General features: G+C 64.0%; 17 protein-coding genes. 6 read left to right on the top strand and 11 right to left on the bottom strand.

The window, feature by feature from the left end:
• Positions 1–58 precede the first annotated feature (58 nt).
• Genes PIN01S_RS11255 through PIN01S_RS11245 form a run of 3 tightly spaced genes read right to left on the bottom strand, consistent with a single transcriptional unit; the run spans position 59 to position 1,399 of the window.
• Entirely contained in the window at positions 59–250 is a 192-nt protein-coding gene (locus PIN01S_RS11255) for a DUF1289 domain-containing protein (RefSeq protein WP_084335753.1), read from the bottom strand.
• Positions 250–774 carry a gamma carbonic anhydrase family protein gene (locus tag PIN01S_RS11250; protein WP_084335752.1) on the bottom strand — a complete coding sequence of 175 codons (525 nt, stop codon included), beginning with the start codon at positions 772–774 and terminating at the stop codon, positions 250–252. Before PIN01S_RS11250 ends, PIN01S_RS11255 begins: the two co-directional genes overlap by 1 nt.
• 22 nt (positions 775–796) lie before the next feature.
• Positions 797–1,399, bottom strand: a complete 603-nt coding sequence (locus PIN01S_RS11245; protein WP_084335772.1) for a CoA pyrophosphatase — start codon at positions 1,397–1,399, stop codon at positions 797–799.
• A gap of 150 nt (positions 1,400–1,549) precedes the next feature.
• Between PIN01S_RS11245 and PIN01S_RS11240 the strand changes: the two genes are divergently transcribed.
• Both PIN01S_RS11240 and PIN01S_RS11235 read left to right on the top strand, forming a co-directional pair.
• On the top strand, positions 1,550–2,107 hold the full coding sequence (locus tag PIN01S_RS11240; protein ID WP_084335751.1) for an NUDIX hydrolase: 558 nt from the start codon (positions 1,550–1,552) through the stop codon (positions 2,105–2,107).
• A 26-nt stretch (positions 2,108–2,133) separates the two neighbouring features.
• Complete coding sequence (locus tag PIN01S_RS11235) at positions 2,134–2,637, top strand: L,D-transpeptidase family protein (RefSeq protein WP_084335750.1); 504 nt, start codon at positions 2,134–2,136, stop codon at positions 2,635–2,637.
• A gap of 59 nt (positions 2,638–2,696) precedes the next feature.
• Here the strand turns inward: PIN01S_RS11235 and cutA are convergent, their stop codons facing one another.
• The 3 genes from cutA to purL form a co-directional block, all read right to left on the bottom strand.
• Positions 2,697–3,014 (bottom strand): divalent cation tolerance protein CutA, encoded by a 318-nt coding sequence (gene cutA / locus PIN01S_RS11230; RefSeq protein WP_084335749.1) that lies wholly within the window; start codon positions 3,012–3,014, stop codon positions 2,697–2,699.
• Positions 3,015–3,185: 171 nt separating this feature from the next.
• Positions 3,186–3,461, bottom strand: a complete 276-nt coding sequence (locus tag PIN01S_RS11225) for a CDGSH iron-sulfur domain-containing protein (RefSeq protein ID WP_084335748.1) — start codon at positions 3,459–3,461, stop codon at positions 3,186–3,188.
• Between the two features lie 63 nt (positions 3,462–3,524).
• Complete coding sequence (gene purL / locus PIN01S_RS11220) at positions 3,525–7,421, bottom strand: phosphoribosylformylglycinamidine synthase (RefSeq protein WP_084335747.1); 3,897 nt, start codon at positions 7,419–7,421, stop codon at positions 3,525–3,527.
• Between the two features lie 166 nt (positions 7,422–7,587).
• Here purL and mltF point away from each other — a divergent pair, with 166 nt between their 5' ends.
• Positions 7,588–9,048 (top strand): membrane-bound lytic murein transglycosylase MltF, encoded by a 1,461-nt coding sequence (mltF, locus tag PIN01S_RS11215; RefSeq protein ID WP_084335746.1) that lies wholly within the window; start codon positions 7,588–7,590, stop codon positions 9,046–9,048.
• A gap of 5 nt (positions 9,049–9,053) precedes the next feature.
• Here the strand turns inward: mltF and tadA are convergent, their stop codons facing one another.
• From tadA to guaB, 4 genes are all read right to left on the bottom strand, one after another.
• On the bottom strand, positions 9,054–9,536 hold the full coding sequence (tadA, locus tag PIN01S_RS11210; protein ID WP_084335771.1) for a tRNA adenosine(34) deaminase TadA: 483 nt from the start codon (positions 9,534–9,536) through the stop codon (positions 9,054–9,056).
• A 6-nt stretch (positions 9,537–9,542) separates the two neighbouring features.
• Complete coding sequence (locus PIN01S_RS11205; RefSeq protein ID WP_084335745.1) at positions 9,543–10,913, bottom strand: multicopper oxidase family protein; 1,371 nt, start codon at positions 10,911–10,913, stop codon at positions 9,543–9,545.
• 264 nt (positions 10,914–11,177) lie between these two features.
• A complete protein-coding gene (gene guaA, locus PIN01S_RS11200; protein ID WP_084335744.1) occupies positions 11,178–12,758 on the bottom strand; it encodes a glutamine-hydrolyzing GMP synthase in 1,581 nt (526 codons plus the stop codon).
• A 120-nt stretch (positions 12,759–12,878) separates the two neighbouring features.
• Entirely contained in the window at positions 12,879–14,348 is a 1,470-nt protein-coding gene (guaB, locus tag PIN01S_RS11195; protein WP_084335743.1) for an IMP dehydrogenase, read from the bottom strand.
• A gap of 160 nt (positions 14,349–14,508) precedes the next feature.
• On the opposite strand from guaB, the gene PIN01S_RS11190 reads away from it, so the two are divergent.
• A complete protein-coding gene (locus PIN01S_RS11190) occupies positions 14,509–16,611 on the top strand; it encodes a TonB-dependent siderophore receptor (RefSeq protein ID WP_084335742.1) in 2,103 nt (700 codons plus the stop codon).
• Between the two features lie 27 nt (positions 16,612–16,638).
• On the opposite strand, the gene PIN01S_RS11185 is transcribed toward PIN01S_RS11190, so the two are convergent.
• Positions 16,639–17,448, bottom strand: coding sequence for an alpha/beta fold hydrolase (locus tag PIN01S_RS11185; RefSeq protein ID WP_084335741.1), 810 nt, complete (start codon positions 17,446–17,448; stop codon positions 16,639–16,641).
• Positions 17,449–17,543: 95 nt separating this feature from the next.
• Between PIN01S_RS11185 and PIN01S_RS11180 the strand changes: the two genes are divergently transcribed.
• Positions 17,544–18,113: a CGNR zinc finger domain-containing protein gene (locus PIN01S_RS11180; protein WP_084335740.1), complete on the top strand. Its 570-nt coding sequence runs from the start codon at positions 17,544–17,546 to the stop codon at positions 18,111–18,113.
• A 46-nt stretch (positions 18,114–18,159) separates the two neighbouring features.
• Positions 18,160–19,539, top strand: a complete 1,380-nt coding sequence (gene xseA / locus PIN01S_RS11175) for an exodeoxyribonuclease VII large subunit (protein ID WP_084335739.1) — start codon at positions 18,160–18,162, stop codon at positions 19,537–19,539.
• Position 19,540: the final 1 nt, after the last annotated feature.

Genomic DNA, 19,540 nt, shown 5'->3' with positions numbered 1-19,540 from the left:
TTTTCCTTTGGAACGGTGCGCGACTCGGCGCATTGAAATAAAGAGAAGGCGAAGCGCGTCAGGAGAGCAACTGGCCCTTTATCCGGGCTCGCTCATGGCAACGGACCAGCACTTGGCGACGCTCGTCGTTGTCCATGCGTCCCCAGCGAGTGATTTCGGCCATCGTTCGCTGGCAGCCGATACAGATGTCGTCATCATCCAGCGCGCAGACGTGCACGCAAGGCGAGGCGACGGGCAGCTCGCGCTCCATCAGTCGTCCTGCTCCGCCAGATCACGCGCGTAGCGCTGGGCGTTGTGCACATAGTGAGCGGCACTGGCTTCGAGCATTTTCTTCTGTTGCTCGGTCAGCTCACGCACCACCTTGCCCGGCGAGCCCATGACCAGCGAGCCGTCGGGAATTTCCTTGCCTTCGGGAATCAGGGTGTTGGCACCGATGAGGCAGTACTTGCCGATCTTCGCCCCGTTGAGCACCACGGCATTGATGCCGATCAGGCTGTAGTCGCCCACCGAACAGCCATGCAGCATGACGTTGTGACCGATGGTCACGCCTTTACCGATAGTCAGCGGATAGCCCATGTCGGTATGCATCACGGTGCCATCCTGCACGTTGCTGTTCTCGCCGATATGGATCAGCTCGTTGTCGCCGCGCAGCACGGCACCGAACCAGACACTGGCGCCGGACTCCAGCCTGACCTTGCCGACCAGGGTCGCATTGGGTGCGATCCAACTGTCCGGATGGGTATCGACGCGGGCGTCTCCCAGGCGATATTTCATCAGCGCTTCCTCTCAGGCAGGCTCAGCTCAGTTTGATAAAGGTTTTCGGGGCTCGGTGCAGCTGGATATCGGCGTCATAGAGCAGGTTCACCAACTCCACCACCATGATCGCCGTCAGGCCCCAGATCTTGTACTCGCCGAAACGATAGCTGGGCACATACCAACTATGTCCCAGGTAATCGATGCGATGGGTGACCTCCCGCGGGTCTTCACGGAAGAACGATAGCGGCACACTGAATACCGAGGCGATCTCACCGTCGTTGGCCTGGTATTCGACGTAGTCGGGCACCAGCCCGACGTAGGGCGTCACCTTGATCCCGTGTCGCGATACCAGCGTACTCAAGGGGCCGATGACCTCCACCAGACCCGGCGGCAGGCCGATTTCTTCTTCCGCCTCGCGCAGGGCGGTACGGATGAGATCGGGATCTTCGGGATCGCGGCGTCCGCCCGGGAAGGCGACTTCCCCACCGTGGGTCGAAAGGCCGCTGGCGCGCAGAGTCAACACCAGCTCGGGTTCGTCGCTGCGGGTGATGGGCACGAGGACCGCCGCCTCGGGGAAGCTGCGGTCCGTCTCCAAGAGGCGTGGCGAATAGGTGCGCACACGTTGGAGGAGTTCGTCCAGCATGGGCATTCTCGGTCTTTTCCTTTGCTTCGCATCATGGCACGAAGTCCCGCCGCGCCCAAGCCCCGCGCCAACCGGTCACGCCTTTCAGCCGGCCCGGCTTGCCGCCTCGCACCCCTCGCGCCAAGATGGGTTCAGGACAAGGGGAATACCATGAAATTCTGCAGCCACTGCGGCAGCCCGGTGACGCAACGCATACCCGACGGCGATAACCGCCCACGTTTCGTCTGCGGCGAATGCCAGACCATTCACTATCAGAATCCGCGCGTCGTCGCCGGCTGCCTGCCCGTGTGGGGCGACCAGGTGCTGCTTTGCCGCCGCGCCATCGACCCGCGCCGAGGCTACTGGACGCTCCCGGCCGGCTTCATGGAAAACGGTGAAACCACCGCCGAGGCCGCCATGCGCGAAACCCTGGAAGAAGCCTGCGCGCGAGTGCGCGATCTCAAGCTCTACACCCTCTTCGACCTGCCGCATATCAGCCAGGTCTATCTGTTCTTTCGGGCCGAGCTGATCGACCTGGATTTCGCCGCCGGCGACGAGAGTCTCGAGGTTCGCCTGTTCCACGAGCGGGACATCCCCTGGTCCGAGCTCGCTTTCCCGACCGTAGGGCGTACCTTAGAATGCTTCTTCGCCGACCGGGTGGAGCATGTCTACCCGGTACGCAACGAACCTATCGAAGCGTTGCGGGCCTATTCTAAGAAAGTAGAGTAATTGCAATTCCGGGGAGTCGTTCCAAAATGCGCTGGTTGTTCGCTGCTCTGTGCCTGTCCATCGCCACCTTGTCTCACGCCAACGCAACGCCCACCCTCGAGGGACAGCAGGTCGACAAGGTGCTGGTCGTCAAATCCGAGCGCAAGCTTCACCTCATCAGCAAAGGGCAGACGCTCAGGAGCTATCGCGTCTCCCTGGGCAAGCAGCCGAAAGGACCGAAACTTCGCGAAGGCGACAAGCGGACGCCGGAAGGCTTTTACTGGATCGACTGGCGCAAGCCCAGCGACAAGTACAACCTGTCCATGCATATCTCCTACCCCAATGCCCGCGACCTCGCACGGGCCCGTCAGGAAGGCGTGCCACCAGGCAGCATGATCATGATCCACGGCACGCCGCTGGATGAGGAATATCCCGAGTGGTACTTCCAGACCCTGGACTGGACCGAAGGCTGCATCGCCCTGACCAATGCCGACATGAAGGAAATCTGGAGCCTGGTGAAAGACGGCACGCTGATCGAGATCAGGCCGTAAGGGTGAGAGTGAGGGGCAAGCACATGCCCCTTACAGTATCGATCGATCCGCTTTAAATCTCAGAAAACCATATCCGACAGGCGCCACACCTGGAACGCCGGCGTTTCGTAGGGGTGCGCCTTCTTCAGCGCCTTCACCACATCGTGGATCTGCTCGTCAGCCACGACGAGTTCGACCTTCCATTCCGCCACCTGCTCCACACGCCCGGTTACCCCGAGAAACGGCTGGCTTCCCTCCAACGGCCGGAACTGCCCCTGGCCCAAGGTCTGCCAGCAGCAACTGTCATATGCACCGATACGGCCGGCACCGACCGCGAAAATGGCTTTCTTGACTGCTTCCAGATGGGGTTCCGGAACATAGAAGCACAGCTTGTACATCAGGGTCTCCAAGCGGTTCGTAGGCGGTGCGGACAGACGAGCATCATGCCACAAAAATGATGGCATTTTGACCTCAACGCATCGAACTAAAGGGGGTTCAGTACGGAAAGTTGGCAGTTTTGACCGGTAAAAAAACCGGTTGTTCGAAGGGAGAGGAAAAAATGCCAGCATTCAGCGGGGCGAGAGAAAACGCTTCCATTTCGCCGTGAACCCCAGGGCGGCGGGCGAGTGGCTGCCATCGCAGTAAGGCAGGCTGCGCGAACGACCGCAGCGGCATAGCAGCAAGAGACGGGATCGCGCGGCGACCAGACGGAGACCGTCGGCGCAATGGGGCGGGCAGTCCGGCAAGGTCGGGGAATGACCGCAGCGGCACAGGCAGAAACTGTCGCCGGGCTCTACCTGGCGTACCTCGGGCAGGATGACAGCGGCAGGCTCGACGTCCGCCATGGCGATCTCCCGAAAGGAGGCGTCGCGACGCCCGGAAAAGCGCGTCGCGACGAAGCGCGCCGGTCAGTCGACCCAGACGCGCGCGTTGCGGAACATGCGCATCCAGCCGCCGTCTTCCTGCCAGTCGTCCGGACGCCAGGAGTTCTGCACGGCACGGAAGACCCGCTCGGGGTGCGGCATCATGATGGTTACACGGCCATCGCGGCTGCAGAGGCCGGTGATACCGCGCGGCGAGCCGTTCGGGTTGGCCGGATAACGCTCGGTGACCTTGCCGTGGTTGTCCACGAAGCGCAGCGCCACGGTGCCAGACAGATCGGCTTCCAGCAGGGCTTCTTCGCTTTCGTATTCGGCATGGCCTTCGCCGTGGGCAATGGCGATGGGCATGCGCGACCCCGCCATGCCGCGCAGGAAGATCGACGCCGACTCCTGTACCTGGACCATCGCCACCCGCGCTTCGAACTGCTCGGAACGGTTGCGCACGAAGTGCGGCCAGAATTCGCTGCCCGGAATCAGCTCGTGCAGGTTCGACATCATCTGGCAGCCATTGCAGACGCCGAGAGCGAAGCTGTCCTTGCGCTCGAAGAACGCCTGGAAGGCCTCGCGGGCACGGGCGTTGAACAGGATCGACTTGGCCCAGCCCTCGCCGGCACCGAGCACGTCGCCGTAGGAGAAGCCACCGCAGGCAACCAGCCCCTTGAAGTCGTTCAGATCGACGCGGCCAGCGAGAATGTCGCTCATGTGTACGTCGAGGGCAGCGAAGCCGGCGCGGTCGAAGGCCGCGGCCATTTCCACCTGACCGTTGACGCCCTGCTCACGCAATACCGCGATCTGCGGACGCACGCCCTTCTTGATATAAGGCGCGGCGATGTCCTGGTTGACGTCGAAAGCGAGCTTGGTGGACAGCCCCGGGTTGTCTTCCTCGAGGATCGCGTCGAACTCCTGCTCGGCGCACTCGGCGTTGTCGCGCAGACGCTGGATGCGGTAGCTGGTCTCGCTCCACTGACGCTGCAGCACGCGGCGCTCGCCACCGAACACTGGCTCGCCGTTGAAGCGGATGGCGACATCGGCGCCGTTGACCGGCTGACCGATCACCGCGACACAATCGCCCAGGCCGGCAGCGCTGAACTGCGCCAGCACTTCCGGGGTGGCATCCTGGCGAACCTGGATCAAGGCGCCCAGTTCCTCGTTGAACAGCACGGCCGCAATCTCTTCGCGGCTGTCCGCCAGCGCGTCCAGCGTCAGATCGAGCCCACAGTGGCCGGCGAAAGCCATTTCCAAGGCGGATGTCAGCAGGCCGCCGTCGGAGCGGTCGTGATAGGCCAGCAGATGGCCGTCGGCATTCAGGCCCTGGATCACGGCGAAGAAGGCTTTCAGGTCCTCGGCATCATCGACGTCCGGGGCTTGCCGGCCGAGACGACCGTAAGTCTGGGCGAGGATGGAACCACCCAGGCGGTTCTGCCCGCGGCCCAGGTCGATCAGGATCAGGTCGGTCTCTCCCTTGTCCAGCCGCAGCTGCGGGGTCAGGGTCTGGCGGATATCCAGCACCGGCGCGAAGCCGGAAACGATCAGCGACAGCGGGGCAGTGACGCTCTTCTCGGCGCCCTCCTCCTGCCAGCGGGTCTTCATGGACATGGAGTCCTTGCCCACCGGTACGGTGATGCCCAGCGCCGGGCAAAGCTCCATGCCCACCGCCTTGACGGTGTCGTAGAGGCGCGCATCTTCGCCCGGGTGCCCGGCTGCCGCCATCCAGTTGGCCGACAGTTTGATGTCGGACAGCTTGCCGATGCGCGAAGCGGCCAGGTTGGTGATGGTCTCGCCGATAGCCATGCGGCCGGAGGCCGGTGCGTCGAGCAGGGCCAGCGGAGTGCGCTCGCCCATGGCCATGGCCTCACCGGTGTAGACGTCGAAGCTGGTGGCGGTGACGGCACAGTCGGCCACCGGCACCTGCCAGGGGCCGACCATCTGGTCGCGAGCGACCAGGCCGGTGATGGTGCGGTCGCCGATAGTGATCAGGAAGCTCTTGCTGGCCACCGCCGGGTGACGCAGCACACGACCGACAGCTTCTTCGAGGTCCACGCCGACAGCGTCGAAATCGTCGCCCAGGCTGCCTTCGCGGCTGGCACTGCGGTGCATGCGCGGGGCCTTGCCAAGCAAAACGTTGAGCGGCATGTCCACCGGCTTGTTGCCGAAGTGGCTGTCGGAAACGGTCAGGTGTTTCTCTTCGGTGGCCTCGCCGACCACGGCGAAGGGGCAGCGCTCGCGTTCGCAGATGGCCTTGAAACACTCGAAATCGGCGGCATCCACGGACAGGACGTAGCGCTCCTGCGACTCGTTGCACCAGATTTCCAGCGGCGCCATGCCCGGCTCGTCGTTGGGGATCGCACGCAGTTCGAAGCGACCGCCGCGTCCACCGTCGTTGACCAGCTCGGGGAAGGCATTGGAAAGGCCGCCCGCGCCGACGTCATGGATGAACTTGATCGGGTTCTGCTCGCCGAGCTGCCAGCAACGGTCGATGACCTCCTGGCAGCGGCGCTCCATTTCCGGGTTGTCGCGCTGCACCGAGGCAAAATCCAAGTCCGCCGAGCTGGTGCCAGTGGCCATGGACGAAGCGGCACCGCCGCCCAGGCCGATCAGCATGGCCGGACCACCGAGCACGATCAGCTTGGCGCCGACCGAGATTTCGCCCTTCTGCACGTGATCTTCACAGATGTTACCCATGCCGCCGGCCAGCATGATCGGCTTGTGATAGCCGCGAACCTCTTCGCCGCGCGGGGTTCCCACCGCCTGCTCGAAGGTACGGAAGTAACCGGTCAGCGCCGGACGGCCGAATTCGTTGTTGAACGCCGCACCGCCCAGTGGGCCTTCGATCATGATATCCAGCGCGCTGACGATGCGCTCGGGCTTGCCGTAAGGCTTCTCCCAGGGCTGGAGGAAACCGGGGATATTCAGGTTCGAGACGGTGAAACCGGTCAGGCCGGCCTTCGGCTTGGCCCCGCGGCCGGTGGCGCCTTCGTCGCGGATTTCGCCGCCGGAGCCGGTGGATGCACCGGGGAAGGGAGCGATCGCGGTCGGGTGGTTATGGGTTTCCACCTTCATCAGGATGTGCACCGGCTCTTGGCTGGCGCCGTACTGCCGGGTTTCCGGGTTCGGATAGAAGCGGCCGGCGACGTGGCCGACGATCACCGCGGCGTTGTCCTTGTAGGCGGACAACACGCCTTCGCGGTGCATCTCGTAGGTGTTCTTGATCATGCCGAACAGCGATTTGTCCTGGGACTCGCCATCGATATCCCAGCTGGCATTGAAGATCTTGTGCCGGCAATGTTCGGAGTTGGCCTGGGCGAACATCATCAGTTCGATGTCGTGCGGGTTGCGGCCCAGTTCAGTGAAGCTCTTCACCAGGTAGTCGATTTCATCGTCGGCCAGGGCCAGGCCCAGCTCGACGTTGGCCTTCTCCAGTGCCGCACGGCCACCGCCGAGCACGTCCACCGCAGTCAGCGGCTTGGGCTGCGCATGGTTGAACAGGCCGGCCGCCTCGTCGAGGGAGCCGAGTACCAGTTGGGTCATGCGGTCGTGCAGCGCGGCGGCGATCAGCGGCAGGTCGGCCTCGCCGATATCGCCGGAGACATAGTAGGCAATGCCCCGCTCCAGACGCTGGACCTTGGCCAGCCCGCAGTTGTGCGCGATATCGCTGGCCTTGCTCGACCAGGGGGAGATGGTGCCGAAACGCGGGACCACCAGGAACAGGCGGCCGCTCGGCTCCTGCACCGGTACGCTGGGGCCGTACTTCAGCAGACGTGCGAGAACCTGCTCTTCTTCACCGCTGAGCACGCCGGTCACGTCGGCGAAGTGGGCGAACTCGGCGTACAGCCCGGTCACGGCGGGGACCCTCGTGGTCAGTTGCTCGAGCAATTTGCCGTGGCGGAAGGCGGAAAGGGCGGGTGCGCCGCGCAGGATCAACATCTTCGGGACAGCCTCTGGGAAGGGGTGTGCTTGGAGGCCGTGCATTCTAGCGTAAAGCGCCCGTCTCGGCATCCGTGACGGGGGCACAGACCGTCGCCTGCCGCTAGCAGAGAAGTGAGACACTGTCGAGATATGGCTGTCATGGCCCTTTGCGTATACTGCGCGGATGTCTTCACATTTTGCGTTCCGTAAGCGCTGCGCCACCTGGCTGCTGGCGACCGGAATCCTCCTGATGTTCGGTGGCTGCGAAAAGACGCCCAGCACCCTCGAACAGGTAAAGGAGGAGGGTGTTCTGCGCGTGATCACCCGCAACAGCCCCGCCACCTATTTCCAGGACCGCAACGGCGAAACCGGCTTCGAATACGAGTTGGTCAAGCGTTTCGCCGAGGACCTGGGTGTCGAGCTGAAGATCGAGACCGCGGATAATCTCGACGAGCTTTTCGCCCGCGTCGGCCGTCCCGGCGGGCCAGTGCTGATCGCCGCCGGCCTGGTCGACAGCGAAGGGCGCAAGACCCAGGCACGGTTTTCCCACCCTTACCTCGACGTCACTCCCCAGGTGGTCTATCGCCAGGGACAGCGGCGCCCTACCCAACCGGCCGATCTGGTCGGCAAGCGCATCCTGGTTCTCAAGGGCAGCAGCCACGCCGAGCAGTTGGCGGCGCTGAAAGCGGAATTGCCTGAGCTGACCTACGAAGAGTCGGACGCGGTGGAAGTGGTCGATCTCTTGCGCATGGTCGACGAGGGACAGATCGACCTGACCCTGGTGGACTCCAACGAACTGGCGATGAACCAGGTGTATTTCCCCAATGTCCGCGTCGCCTTCGACCTGGACGACGAGCGCAGCCTGCGCTGGGCGGTGGCCGCCGGGGAAGACGACAGTCTGTTGAAGGAGGTCGATGCCTTCCTCGACCGCGCCAAGGAGAACGGCACCCTGCAGCGCCTGACGGAGCGCTACTACGGGCATGTGGACGTACTCGGCTACGTCGGCGCCTACACCTTCGCCCAACACCTGCAGCAGCGACTGCCCCGCTACGAGCAGCATTTCCGCCAGGCCGCCCAGACCTACGACGCCGACTGGCGGCTGCTGGCCGCGATCGGCTACCAGGAATCCCTCTGGCAACCCAACGCCACTTCCAAGACCGGCGTGCGCGGGCTGATGATGCTGACCCAGGGCACTGCCCAAGCGATGGGCGTGAGCAACCGCCTCGACCCGCGACAGAGCATCGACGGCGGCAGCAAGTATTTCACGATGATCAAGAAGGGCCTGACCGAGGAACTGACCGAGCCGGACCGCACCTGGTTCGCCCTCGCCGCCTACAACATCGGCATCGCCCACCTGAGCGACGCCCGCAAGCTGGCCGAAGCCGAGGGTCTCGACCCGAACAAGTGGCTGGACGTGAAGAAGATGCTGCCGCGCCTGAGCCAGAAGCAGTGGTACAGCAAGACCCGCTATGGCTACGCCCGTGGCGGCGAGACCGTGCACTTCGTGACCAACGTGCGCCGCTACTACGACATCCTCACCTGGGTGACCCAGCCGCAACTGGAATCCAGCCAGATCGCCGAAAGCGACCTGCACGTCCCCGGTGTCTCGAAGAACAAGCCCAGCTCGGACATGCCGCCGCTGTAGCGCTTCTAACCCTTGCCCCGGCGAGCCTTGAAGAACTCGCTGAGCACCGCCCCACACTCCTCCGCCAACAACCCACCCTCGATCAGGACGCGATGGTTGAGAAATTCCTGGGCGAAGAACTGGCCACGACTGACCACCACCCCGGCCTTGGGCTCGGTGGCGCCATAGACCACGCGCTGGATACGCGAATGGACGATCAGCCCGGCGCACATGCTGCAGGGCTCCAGAGTCACGTACAGCGTGCTGCCGGGCAGCCGGTAGTTGGCCAGCGTTTCCGCAGCCGCACGGATCGCCACCATTTCCGCGTGGGCGCTGGGGTCGTGGCGCGAGATCGGGCAGTTGAAGCCGCGCCCGACGATTTCCCCATTCAGCACCAGTACGGCGCCGACCGGGACTTCGCCCAATGCCACACCCTGCCGCGCCAGTTCCAGCGCTTCGCGCATGAAGCGCTCGTCCTGGCTACGGTCGATGATCAAGGGTTTCTTCATGGTCACTCAGCTGACTTCGATGGCCGCCATCAGCCCCGTTTCCATGTGATCGACCACATGGCAATGGAACATCCAGACGCCGGGATTATCCGCCACCAAGGCAACGCGCGCGCGCTCGTTCTTGCCCAGCAGGAAGGTATCGGTGAAATACGGCCGGATGCGACGGCGGTTCGACGACAGCACCTTGAAAGTCATCCCGTGGAGATGGATCGGGTGCTGGTACTGGGTCATGTTGCGCAGCTCGAACACATAGCTATTGCCATGCTCCAGCCGGGCAATCGGCCGATCGGCACAGGTCTTGTCCTTGATATCCCAGGCCTGCCCGTTGACCTGCCAGAAACGGGGCGCCGCACCGTTCTCCACGTTCACCGAGACCGCACCGACCCACTCGAAGTTGAACCGCAGGGTTTCCGCCGACGCGAGATCGGGCTCCGCCACCGGATTGGCCGGCAGCGCCGGGGGCCAGTCGCCCGGCGCTTCCGTGCTTGCCTGGGCGCGCAGGGTCGCCAGCCGCAGCGGCCCATTGCGCAGCGGCAGCTCTACTCCCTCGGCCGGCACCCGCAGCGCCAGATCGATGCGCATGCCTGGCCCCAGCCAGTAATCCTTGCCCAGAGGGCGCGGCACTATTGGATTACCGTCCAGCGCGTAGATCCGCGCCTCGCCACCCGGCAGGTTGAGGCGATAGGTGAGCGTGTTATCCAGATTCAACAGACGCAGACGAACAATCTGGCCCGCCGGCAAATCCAGCACCGGCGCATGCACACCGTTGATCGTGCTCAACCGACCCGGCGTACCGCCTCGGGCAGCCTCGCGAGGCACGCTGAAATCGGTGAAAGCGCCCTGTTCGTCGACGTGCCAACTCTTCAGGCTCAGCGTCCGTTCATGGCGGAAGCCCGTCGGCTCGCGCTCTTCGACGATCAGCGGACCGACCAACCCGCGCCCGAGCTGTTCGCCACTGGAGACATGCGGGTGGTACCAAAAGCTACCCGCATCCGGCACCCGGAAGCGGTAATCGAAGTATTCGCCCGGCAGCACCGGCAATTGCGACACGTAGGGCACGCCGTCCATTTCCAGCGGCAAACGAATGCCATGCCAGTGGATGGTGGTGGGCACCTCCAGCCGATTGATGAAGCGCACCCGCAGCCAGTCACCCTGGCGGGCTCGCAGTTCAAGGCCGGGCGCCTGGCCGCCATAGGCCCAGGCCGGAGTCTTGTGACCTGGCACCAGCTCGACGTCGAGGGGGGCGGCAATCAGTTCATAGTCATGGGTCTCGGCGTCCAGCGGACGCCCCAGCCAGTAACGCGCGCCACCGGCACCGAGGCCGACCACGCCAAGGCCGGCCAGGCCAGCGAGGATTTGTCTGCGGGTGAAGGACATCGTTCTCTCATCAACCGGAATCACTGCCGGATCGCCCTGTGCGCATCCGGTCGAGCCACAACATAAGGGCAGCCGAAGCCGCCCTCATTGCGCTGAATCATTCCCATTCCAACATTATCCGCACCATGAAACCAGCCTCGGCCATGAACAAGGCGGTTTCCTGGAGCAGGAGCCGTCACGAAAGAAAAAACGCCGCCATGCCTTGAAGCATGACGGCGTTCGCGGAGCCTTACCGGCGTTTCGAGCGCTCGCCGGCACGTCCCATCATTCCCACTCGATAGTCGCCGGCGGCTTGCTCGACACGTCGTAGGTGACGCGGGAAATGCCTTCGATTTCATTGATGATGCGGTTGGAAACGGTCTCCAGCAGCTCGTAGGGCAGGTGTGCCCAGCGCGCGGTCATGAAGTCGATGGTTTCCACGGCACGCAGGGCCACGACCCAGGCATAACGGCGACCGTCGCCGACCACCCCGACCGACTTCACCGGCTGGAACACCACGAAGGCCTGGCTGACCTTGTGGTACCAGTCGGCCTTGCGCAGCTCTTCGATGAAGATGTGGTCGGCACGACGCAGCAGGTCGGCGTATTCCTTCTTCACCTCGCCGAGGATACGCACCCCGAGGCCCGGGCCCGGGAACGGGTGACGGTAGACCATGTCGTAGGGCAGCCCCAGCTCCAGGCCGATCTTGCGCACCTCGTCCTTGAACAGCTCGCGGAGCGGCTCGACCAGCTTGAGGTTCATCTCCTCGGGCAGGCCGCCGACGTTGTGGTGCGACTTGATCACATGGGCCTTGCCGGTCTTGGCGCCGGCAGACTCGATCACGTCCGGGTAGATGGTGCCCTGGGCGAGGAACTTGATGTTGTGCAGCTTCGCCGCCTCGGCATCGAACACGTCGATGAAGGTGCGGCCGATGATCTTGCGCTTTTTCTCCGGATCGGCCTCGCCTTCGAGGTTGGCGAGGAACTGGGCTTCGGCGTCCGCACGGATCACCTTCACGCCCATGTTCTCGGCGAACATGGCCATGACCTGGTCGCCTTCGTGCAGACGCAGCAGGCCGTTGTCGACGAACACACAGGTCAGTTGGTCGCCGATCGCCTTGTGCAACAGCGCGGCAACCACGGAGGAATCCACTCCGCCGGACAGACCGAGCAGCACGTTGGCGCTGCCGACCTGGGCACGCACCTGGGCAACGGCGTCTTCGACGATATTGGACGGCGTCCACAGGGCTTCGCAGCCGCAGATATCCAGCAGGAAGCGCGACAGGATACGGCCACCCTGCTTGGTGTGGGTCACTTCGGGGTGGAACTGCACACCGTAGTAGCCGCGCTTGTCGTCGGCCATGGCGGCGATGGCGCAGCTCGGCGTGCTGGCCAGGATATGGAAACCGGCGGGAATCTCGGTGACCTTGTCGCCGTGGCTCATCCACACGTCCAGGCCGAAGACGCCGTCATCGTCCACGTGATCTTCGATGCCATCGAGCAGGCGCGACTTGCCGACCACATCGACACAGGCGTAGCCGAACTCACGGAGATCGGAGCCTTCGACCTTGCCACCGAGCTGTTCGGCCATGGTCTGCATGCCATAGCAGATGCCGAACAGCGGCACGCCAAGCTCGAAGACCGCCTCGGGTGCACGCGGACTGTCCGCCTGGTGGACCGACTCGGGCCCGCCGGCCAGGATGATCCCTTTCGGCGCGAAGGCGCGGATGTCCTCGTTGCTCATATCGAACGGATGCAGCTCGCAATACACGCCGATCTCACGCACACGGCGGGCGATCAGCTGGGTGTACTGGGAGCCGAAATCGAGAATCAGGATGCGATGAGCGTGAATGTCAGGATGGGCCATGGAGTGCCTCTACGAAGCAGCTGCAAGCTTCGAGCCGCGAGCTGCAAGTTGTTAGGGGGCTGGGCGGCAGCCAGACAGCGTTGACTTGTGGCCTGCCGCTTGCAACTTAACGCCGTGGGCTTAGCCCACCCGGTAGTTCGGTGCCTCTTTGGTGATCTGCACGTCGTGGACATGGGACTCGGCCATGCCAGCGCCGGTGATGCGCACGAACTGCGGCTTGGTGCGCATCTCTTCGACGGTCGCGCTGCCGGTGTAGCCCATGGAGGCACGCAGGCCACCCATCAACTGATGGACGATCGCCGCCAGCGGGCCCTTGTAAGGCACGCGGCCTTCGATGCCTTCCGGCACCAGCTTCTCGGCACCGGCGGAGGAGTCCTGGAAGTAACGGTCGGAGGAGCCCTGGCTTTGCGCCATGGCACCCAGCGAGCCCATGCCGCGATAGGCCTTGTAGGAACGACCCTGGAACAGCTCGACCTCGCCCGGCGCCTCTTCGGTGCCGGCGAACATGGAGCCCATCATCACGCAGGAGGCACCCGCCACGATGGCCTTGGACAGGTCGCCGGAGAAGCGGATGCCGCCGTCGGCAATCAACGGCACGCCAGTGCCCTGGAGGGCGGCGGCCACGTTGGCGATGGCGGAAATCTGCGGCACGCCGACACCGGCGACGATGCGGGTGGTGCAGATGGAGCCCGGACCGATACCGACCTTGACCGCATCCGCGCCGGCCTCGGCCAGCGCCTTCGCCGCCTCGCCGGTGGCGATGTTGCCGCCGATCACCTGTACTTCGGGGAAGGTCTGCTTGACCCAGCGCACGCGGTCGATCACGCCCTTGGAGTGGCCATGGGCGGTGTCGACGATGATCACGTCGACACCGGCGTTGACCAGCGCGGCGACGCGGTCGCCGGTATCGGCACCGGTGCCGACGGCGGCGCCGACGCGCAGGCGGCCCTGGTCGTCCTTGCTCGCCAGCGGATAGGCCTTGGCCTTCTCGATGTCCTTCACGGTCATCATGCCTTTCAGGTTGAAAGCCTCGTCGACGATCAGGACTTTCTCGATGCGATGCTTGTGCAGCAGGGCGCGCACTTCTTCTTTATCGGCGCCTTCGCGGACGGTGACCAGACGCTCTTTCGGCGTCATCACTTCGCTCACCTTGGCGTCCAGGCGATTCTCGAAACGCACGTCGCGGGAAGTCACGATACCGACCAGGTCACCGTTGGACAGCACCGGAACGCCGGAGATGTTGTGCTGGCGGGTCAGATCGAACAGGTCGCGCACCGTGGCGTCGGCGTCGATGGTGATCGGGTCCTTGACCACACCGGCCTCGAACTTCTTCACCTTGCGCACCTCGGCAGCCTGCTGCTCGATGGTCATGTTCTTGTGGATGATGCCGATGCCGCCTTCCTGGGCCATCGCGATGGCGAGGCGGGCTTCGGTCACGGTGTCCATCGCGGCGGACACCAGGGGAATGTTCAGCTCGATGCCACGGGTCAGGCGAGTCTTGAGGCTGACATCCTTGGGCAGGACCTCGGAATATCCAGGAATCAGAAGAACGTCGTCGAAGGTCAGGGCTTCTTGACTGATACGCAGCATGGCGGGGGCTCCCAGGCGGGAAAATGGAAGCGCGCCATTATACCTAGCTGGACGTTCCCGCTCAATCAGGACTATGGGCCGGATGCCATCGCAGCGGCAATACCCAATCCAACCCGATTCTCATACAATAATAATTCTCAACACGCAGTCGGATTGACCAATGCTTTCCTCCCCGCCCCGTCGCCACGGCCTCCGCTGGCGCAAGACCTTGTTCGCCCTCGCGCTGCTCAACCAGGCCGCACTGGCCGCCACGACAGAGGAACTCGAGCTGCCCAGCCAGGACGTCACCGCCAGCCTCAAGAACGATGGATACCGCGCCAGCACGGCCAGCACCGCGAGCAAGAGCGAGATTCCGCTGCTGGAAGAAGCCCAGGCCGTGCAGGTGGTCACCGAGCAGACGCTCGAGGACTATCAGGCCCGCTCGCTGGACGATGCCATGAAGTTCGTCAGCGGCATCACCCAGAGCAACACACTGGCGAACACCCAGGACGGCTTCATCAAACGCGGCTTCGGCACCAATGCCGACGGCTCGATTCTGCGCGACGGTATCCGTTCCAGCCTGTCGCGCAACTTCAGCGCCACCACCGAGCGGGTGGAAGTGCTCAAGGGTCCGGCCTCGCTGCTCTACGGTGCGTTGGAGCCCGGCGGACTGATCAACGTCATCAGCAAGCGCCCCGAATACCAGTGGCGCAGCGAGATTTCCGGCGAGGCCAGCAACTTTGGCGGCGGCGGCGCCAGTATCGACGTCACTGGCCCACTGGCGGACAGCGGCCTGGCCTTCCGCATGATCGCCGAGCGCCAGCATGAAGATTACTGGCGTAATTTCGGTACCGACGAACACACCCTGGTCGCCCCCTCGCTGAGCTGGACCGGCGAGGACGTCCGCGTATTGTTGGCCTACGAGCACAAGGAATATTCGACGCCGGTGGATCGTGGCACAGTGATCGTCAACGGCAAGCCGGCCAAGGTCTCTTACAACGACCGCTTCGGCGAAGCCTGGGCCAAAGCGGAAGGCACCGACGAACTCTTCACCGCGCGCGTCGAATACCAGTTGAACCCAGACTGGATGAGCCGCCTGACCTACGGCTGGAACCGCGAGCGCTACGACTATGCCGAAGCCCGACCGGACAGTCTGCTGGCCGACGGCACGCTGCGCCGCCGCGCCGATGGCAGCGAACACGACAACCAGACCCAGTCCCTGGCCTGGGACTGGATCGGCCAGGCCGAGCTGCTGGGCCAGCGCCACGATCTGTTGATCGGCGTCGATCATGAGCGGGTCGACAACTTCCGCGGCGATACCTGGCGCGGTGCCCGCACCGCGGGCTTCAACATCTACGACCCGGTCTACGGCAACCTGCCGGAACCCTCGGTGCTCAACCTGGCGCAGAGCGACCGCCGCGACGAACTGCACTCCCAATCGCTGTACGCCAAGGACAATTGGCACCTGGACGACCGCTGGATTCTGGTGCTCGGCGGTCGCTACCAGCACTACGACCAGTACGTCAGCCAGGGCCGAGTGACGGAAATCCCGTCCACCGACAGCAACGGCGAAACCTTCCTGCCCTTCGCCGGACTGGTCTACCAAATGACGCCGAACCTCTCCCTGTACGGCAATTACAGCCGCTCGTTCGTCCCCAACAATGCCGACAGCTATACCAACCAGGCCTTCGATCCCGAAGAGGGTCGCAGCTACGAAGCCGGCCTCAAGCTCGACCTGCCGCAAGGGCTGGGCGCGACCCTGGCCGTGTTCGACATTCTGAAGAAGAACGTGGTGTCGGATTTCGGCGACCATGCCGAACTCTCCGGCGAAGTGGGCTCGCGTGGCGTGGAGCTGGATGTGACCGGCCGCCTCGGCGAACGCTGGGAACTGATCGGCACCTACGCCTACACAGATACGGAAATCCGCAAGCATCCGGAAAACGAAGGCAATCGGCTCGTCAACGCGGCCCGGAACATCGGCAGCCTCTACCTCACCCACCACCTGGCGCTACCGTCGGACCTGGGCCAATGGCGCATCGGCGGCGGCGCCCGCTACGTCGGCGAGCGCCCCGGCGACAACGCCAACAGCTTCTGGCTGGACAGCTACACCGTAGCCGACGCCTTCGTCGCCTGGGACAGCCGGTTGGTCGGCCACAAGACGCGTCTGCAGTTGAATCTGAACAACCTGTTCAACGAAGAGTACTACCCCTCCAGCGGCGGCAACCTGCGGGTGAACGTCGGCGAACCGCGCGAAGCCCGGCTTTCCGCCAGCATCGAGTTCTAAGTTGCATCGGGCCAGGGACGGCTATTTTTAAACATCCATCAGCACCTGTGCCAAGGCGGCGACGATGGCTTCGGGCGCATCCTCTTGAACCAGATGACCAGCCTCGGCAACCGGGATGAAGACCGATCCCGGGATCAGGCCATGAAGCTCATGTCCACGCGCGATGGGAATCCAGTGGTCCCGTTCCCCCCAGAGAATCGTCACCGGGCAGCGAACACTGCCCAAGAGAGGCCGTATCTCGTCCGTATAGCATTGATCCATCTGGGCGATCTGTCGGTAGAAGGCGGCTTGCCCGTCTCCCAGCCACGGTTCGCGGTAGCAGCGCCGCGCCTCTTCCGTCAGCTCACGCCACGCCGCGCATTGCAGGTAGGCCTCGATAATCGCCTCGTGGATATACGACGGAAGCTCCGCGAAAGCAGCCTCATGTCGCCTGACATGCTGGACGAACGGCGAACCCCACGGCGATAACGCCACCGGATCCACCAGCGTCAGGCTGCGATAGCCCAGTCCATCCAGCAGATGCCCACGCAGTGCAGTCGCACCGCCGAAGTCATGCGCCAGGACGTCTGGCTCCCTCAATTGCCAATGCTCGAACAACGCCGTCAGCAGACGATTCTGCACCCCCAGGGATACGTCGGCGCCGGGATGCATGGCAGAACGCCCATAGCCCAGCAGATCGAAGAGATAAATGCGCCTCCGCTTCTGAAAATACGGAACCACACGCCGCCAAACCCGCGACGAGAACGGTGTGCCGTGGATTGCCACCAGCGGCGGCCCCTCGCCATGTGTCTCGGTGTAAACCTTTCGGCCCTCGAACTCGAAGATGGACTCGCCCATGTCATTAACTCCTTAGAAAACAAATACCCATTAGACAAAGAAGAGCACAAAAGCTAATTTGTAAAGTGCGCTTATCTGATTAGAGGGATAAAACCATGGCATCACATCCGTGGAGCGAACAGGATTTCATTGCGGGCAACCCTTGCCTCGACTTCATCAACACAGTGGGCGATACCGATAAGAACCGCATCCGGGAACGTCTGGTGGATGACCAGTCGTTGCTGACCTGGGCGCGATACAGTGGGATGGTCGGGCAGGGAGACAGAGTGCAACTCAGCGCAGATGCACTCCCCCGGGCCATCTCGCTACGTGAGCAGCTTTACTCGCTCTTCAGCGGGCTGGCTCGGCATACCCCCACCGCTGGTGCATGGATCCAGCTCCGCAAAGAGCTGGCCGAGGCCGTCGCACATAGCGAGCTGAACACCAGCGATCCGGCGTCGATGCGCCTGGAAGGCGCGGATCTGTGCTCACGCATCGCGCTCGACGCATTGGCCTTGCTGCATAGCGGCCAACTGCATCGATTGAAGGAATGCGCACGCTGCACCTGGCTGTTCCTCGATCAATCCAAGGCCCAGCGCCGCCGCTGGTGCCGCACGGAGGCGTGCGGCAACCGCGCCCGGGTCGAGCGCCACTACCGCAAGCGGAGCGCAAGGGAACAGGACTGAGCGGAGTCGCTTGGTCCCCTTCCCTCCAGCGCTTATTATCGCGCCCATGCTCAAGGACCCTTTCGAACGCCTCGGTCTCGACCGCGAGGTACTCACCGTCAGCCAGCTCAACGGCCGCGCCCGTGTTCTGCTGGAGGACGTATTCGCCCAGGTCTGGGTCGAAGGCGAGATATCCAACCTCTCCCGCCCGGCCTCCGGCCACATGTATTTCACCCTCAAGGACAGCCAGGCCCAGGTGCGTTGCGCGTTGTTCCGGCAGAACGCGTCGCGGGTGCGCCAGGCCCTGCGCGACGGACTGGCGGTGCGGGTTCGCGGCAAGGTCTCGCTGTTCGAGGGGCGCGGCGACTACCAACTGATCCTCGATAATGTCGAACCGGCCGGCGATGGCGCCTTGCGCCTGGCCTTCGAGGCGCTGAAGGAGAAGCTCGGCCAGGAGGGGCTGTTCGCAGCGGAGCGCAAGGTCCCGCTGCCAGCGCATCCACGCCGCATCGGCATCATCAGCTCGCCTACCGGCGCGGTGATCCGCGACATCATCAGCGTGTTCCGGCGCCGCGCGCCGCAGGTGGAACTGACCCTGGTCCCCACCGCCGTGCAAGGCCGCGAGGCCACCGTGCAGATCGTCCGCGCCTTGCGCCTGGCCGATGCCCAGGGCTTCGATGCGCTGATCCTGGCCCGAGGTGGCGGCTCGTTGGAAGACCTCTGGTGCTTCAACGAAGAGGCCGTGGCCCGCGCCATCGATGCCTGCGTCACGCCCATCGTCAGCGCCGTGGGGCACGAGACGGACGTATCCATCGCCGATTTCGTCGCCGATATGCGCGCGCCTACTCCCTCGGCCGCCGCCGAACTGCTCGCCCCGCATGCCGGCGACCTGCGACAGCGCCTGGAAGCCCTGCGCCGCCGCTTGCTGCATTGCACCCGCCAACGCTTGCAACACGAAGCCTTGCGCCTGGAGGGCCTGACCCGGCGCCTGCGTCACCCGGGCGAACGCCTGCTGCAGCAGTCGCAGCGCGTGGACGATCTCGAACAGCGCCTGGCGCGGGCCATCGACCGCAAACTGTGCGCCGCCCACGAACACCTGGCGCGCCTGGATACCCGCCTCGCTGCCCAGCACCCCGGGCGTCAGTTGAAGCTGCTGCGCCAGCGCCTCGATCATCTGTCCAGTTGCCTGCCCAAGGCGATGCGCGAGACTCTCCGCGAACGCCGCCAGCGCCTGCAGGGCATGGCGCAAACCCTGAATATCGTCAGCCCGCTGGCAACTCTCGGCCGTGGCTACGCGATCCTCCTCGACGAGCAGGGCCGCGCCGTTCGCAGCGCCGGCCAGACCCATATCGGCCAACGCCTCAGCGCCCGCCTGGCCGAAGGCGAGCTGGAGGTACGGGTCGAGGACAATCACCTGGCGCCCGTCACCCTGTCGCTGCTGGACTGAC

It is taken from the genome of Pseudomonas indica NBRC 103045 (genome assembly GCF_002091635.1).
Classification (GTDB): Bacteria; Pseudomonadota; Gammaproteobacteria; order Pseudomonadales; family Pseudomonadaceae; genus Pseudomonas_M; species Pseudomonas_M indica.
This window is presented reverse-complemented; position numbering and strand designations above follow the sequence as displayed.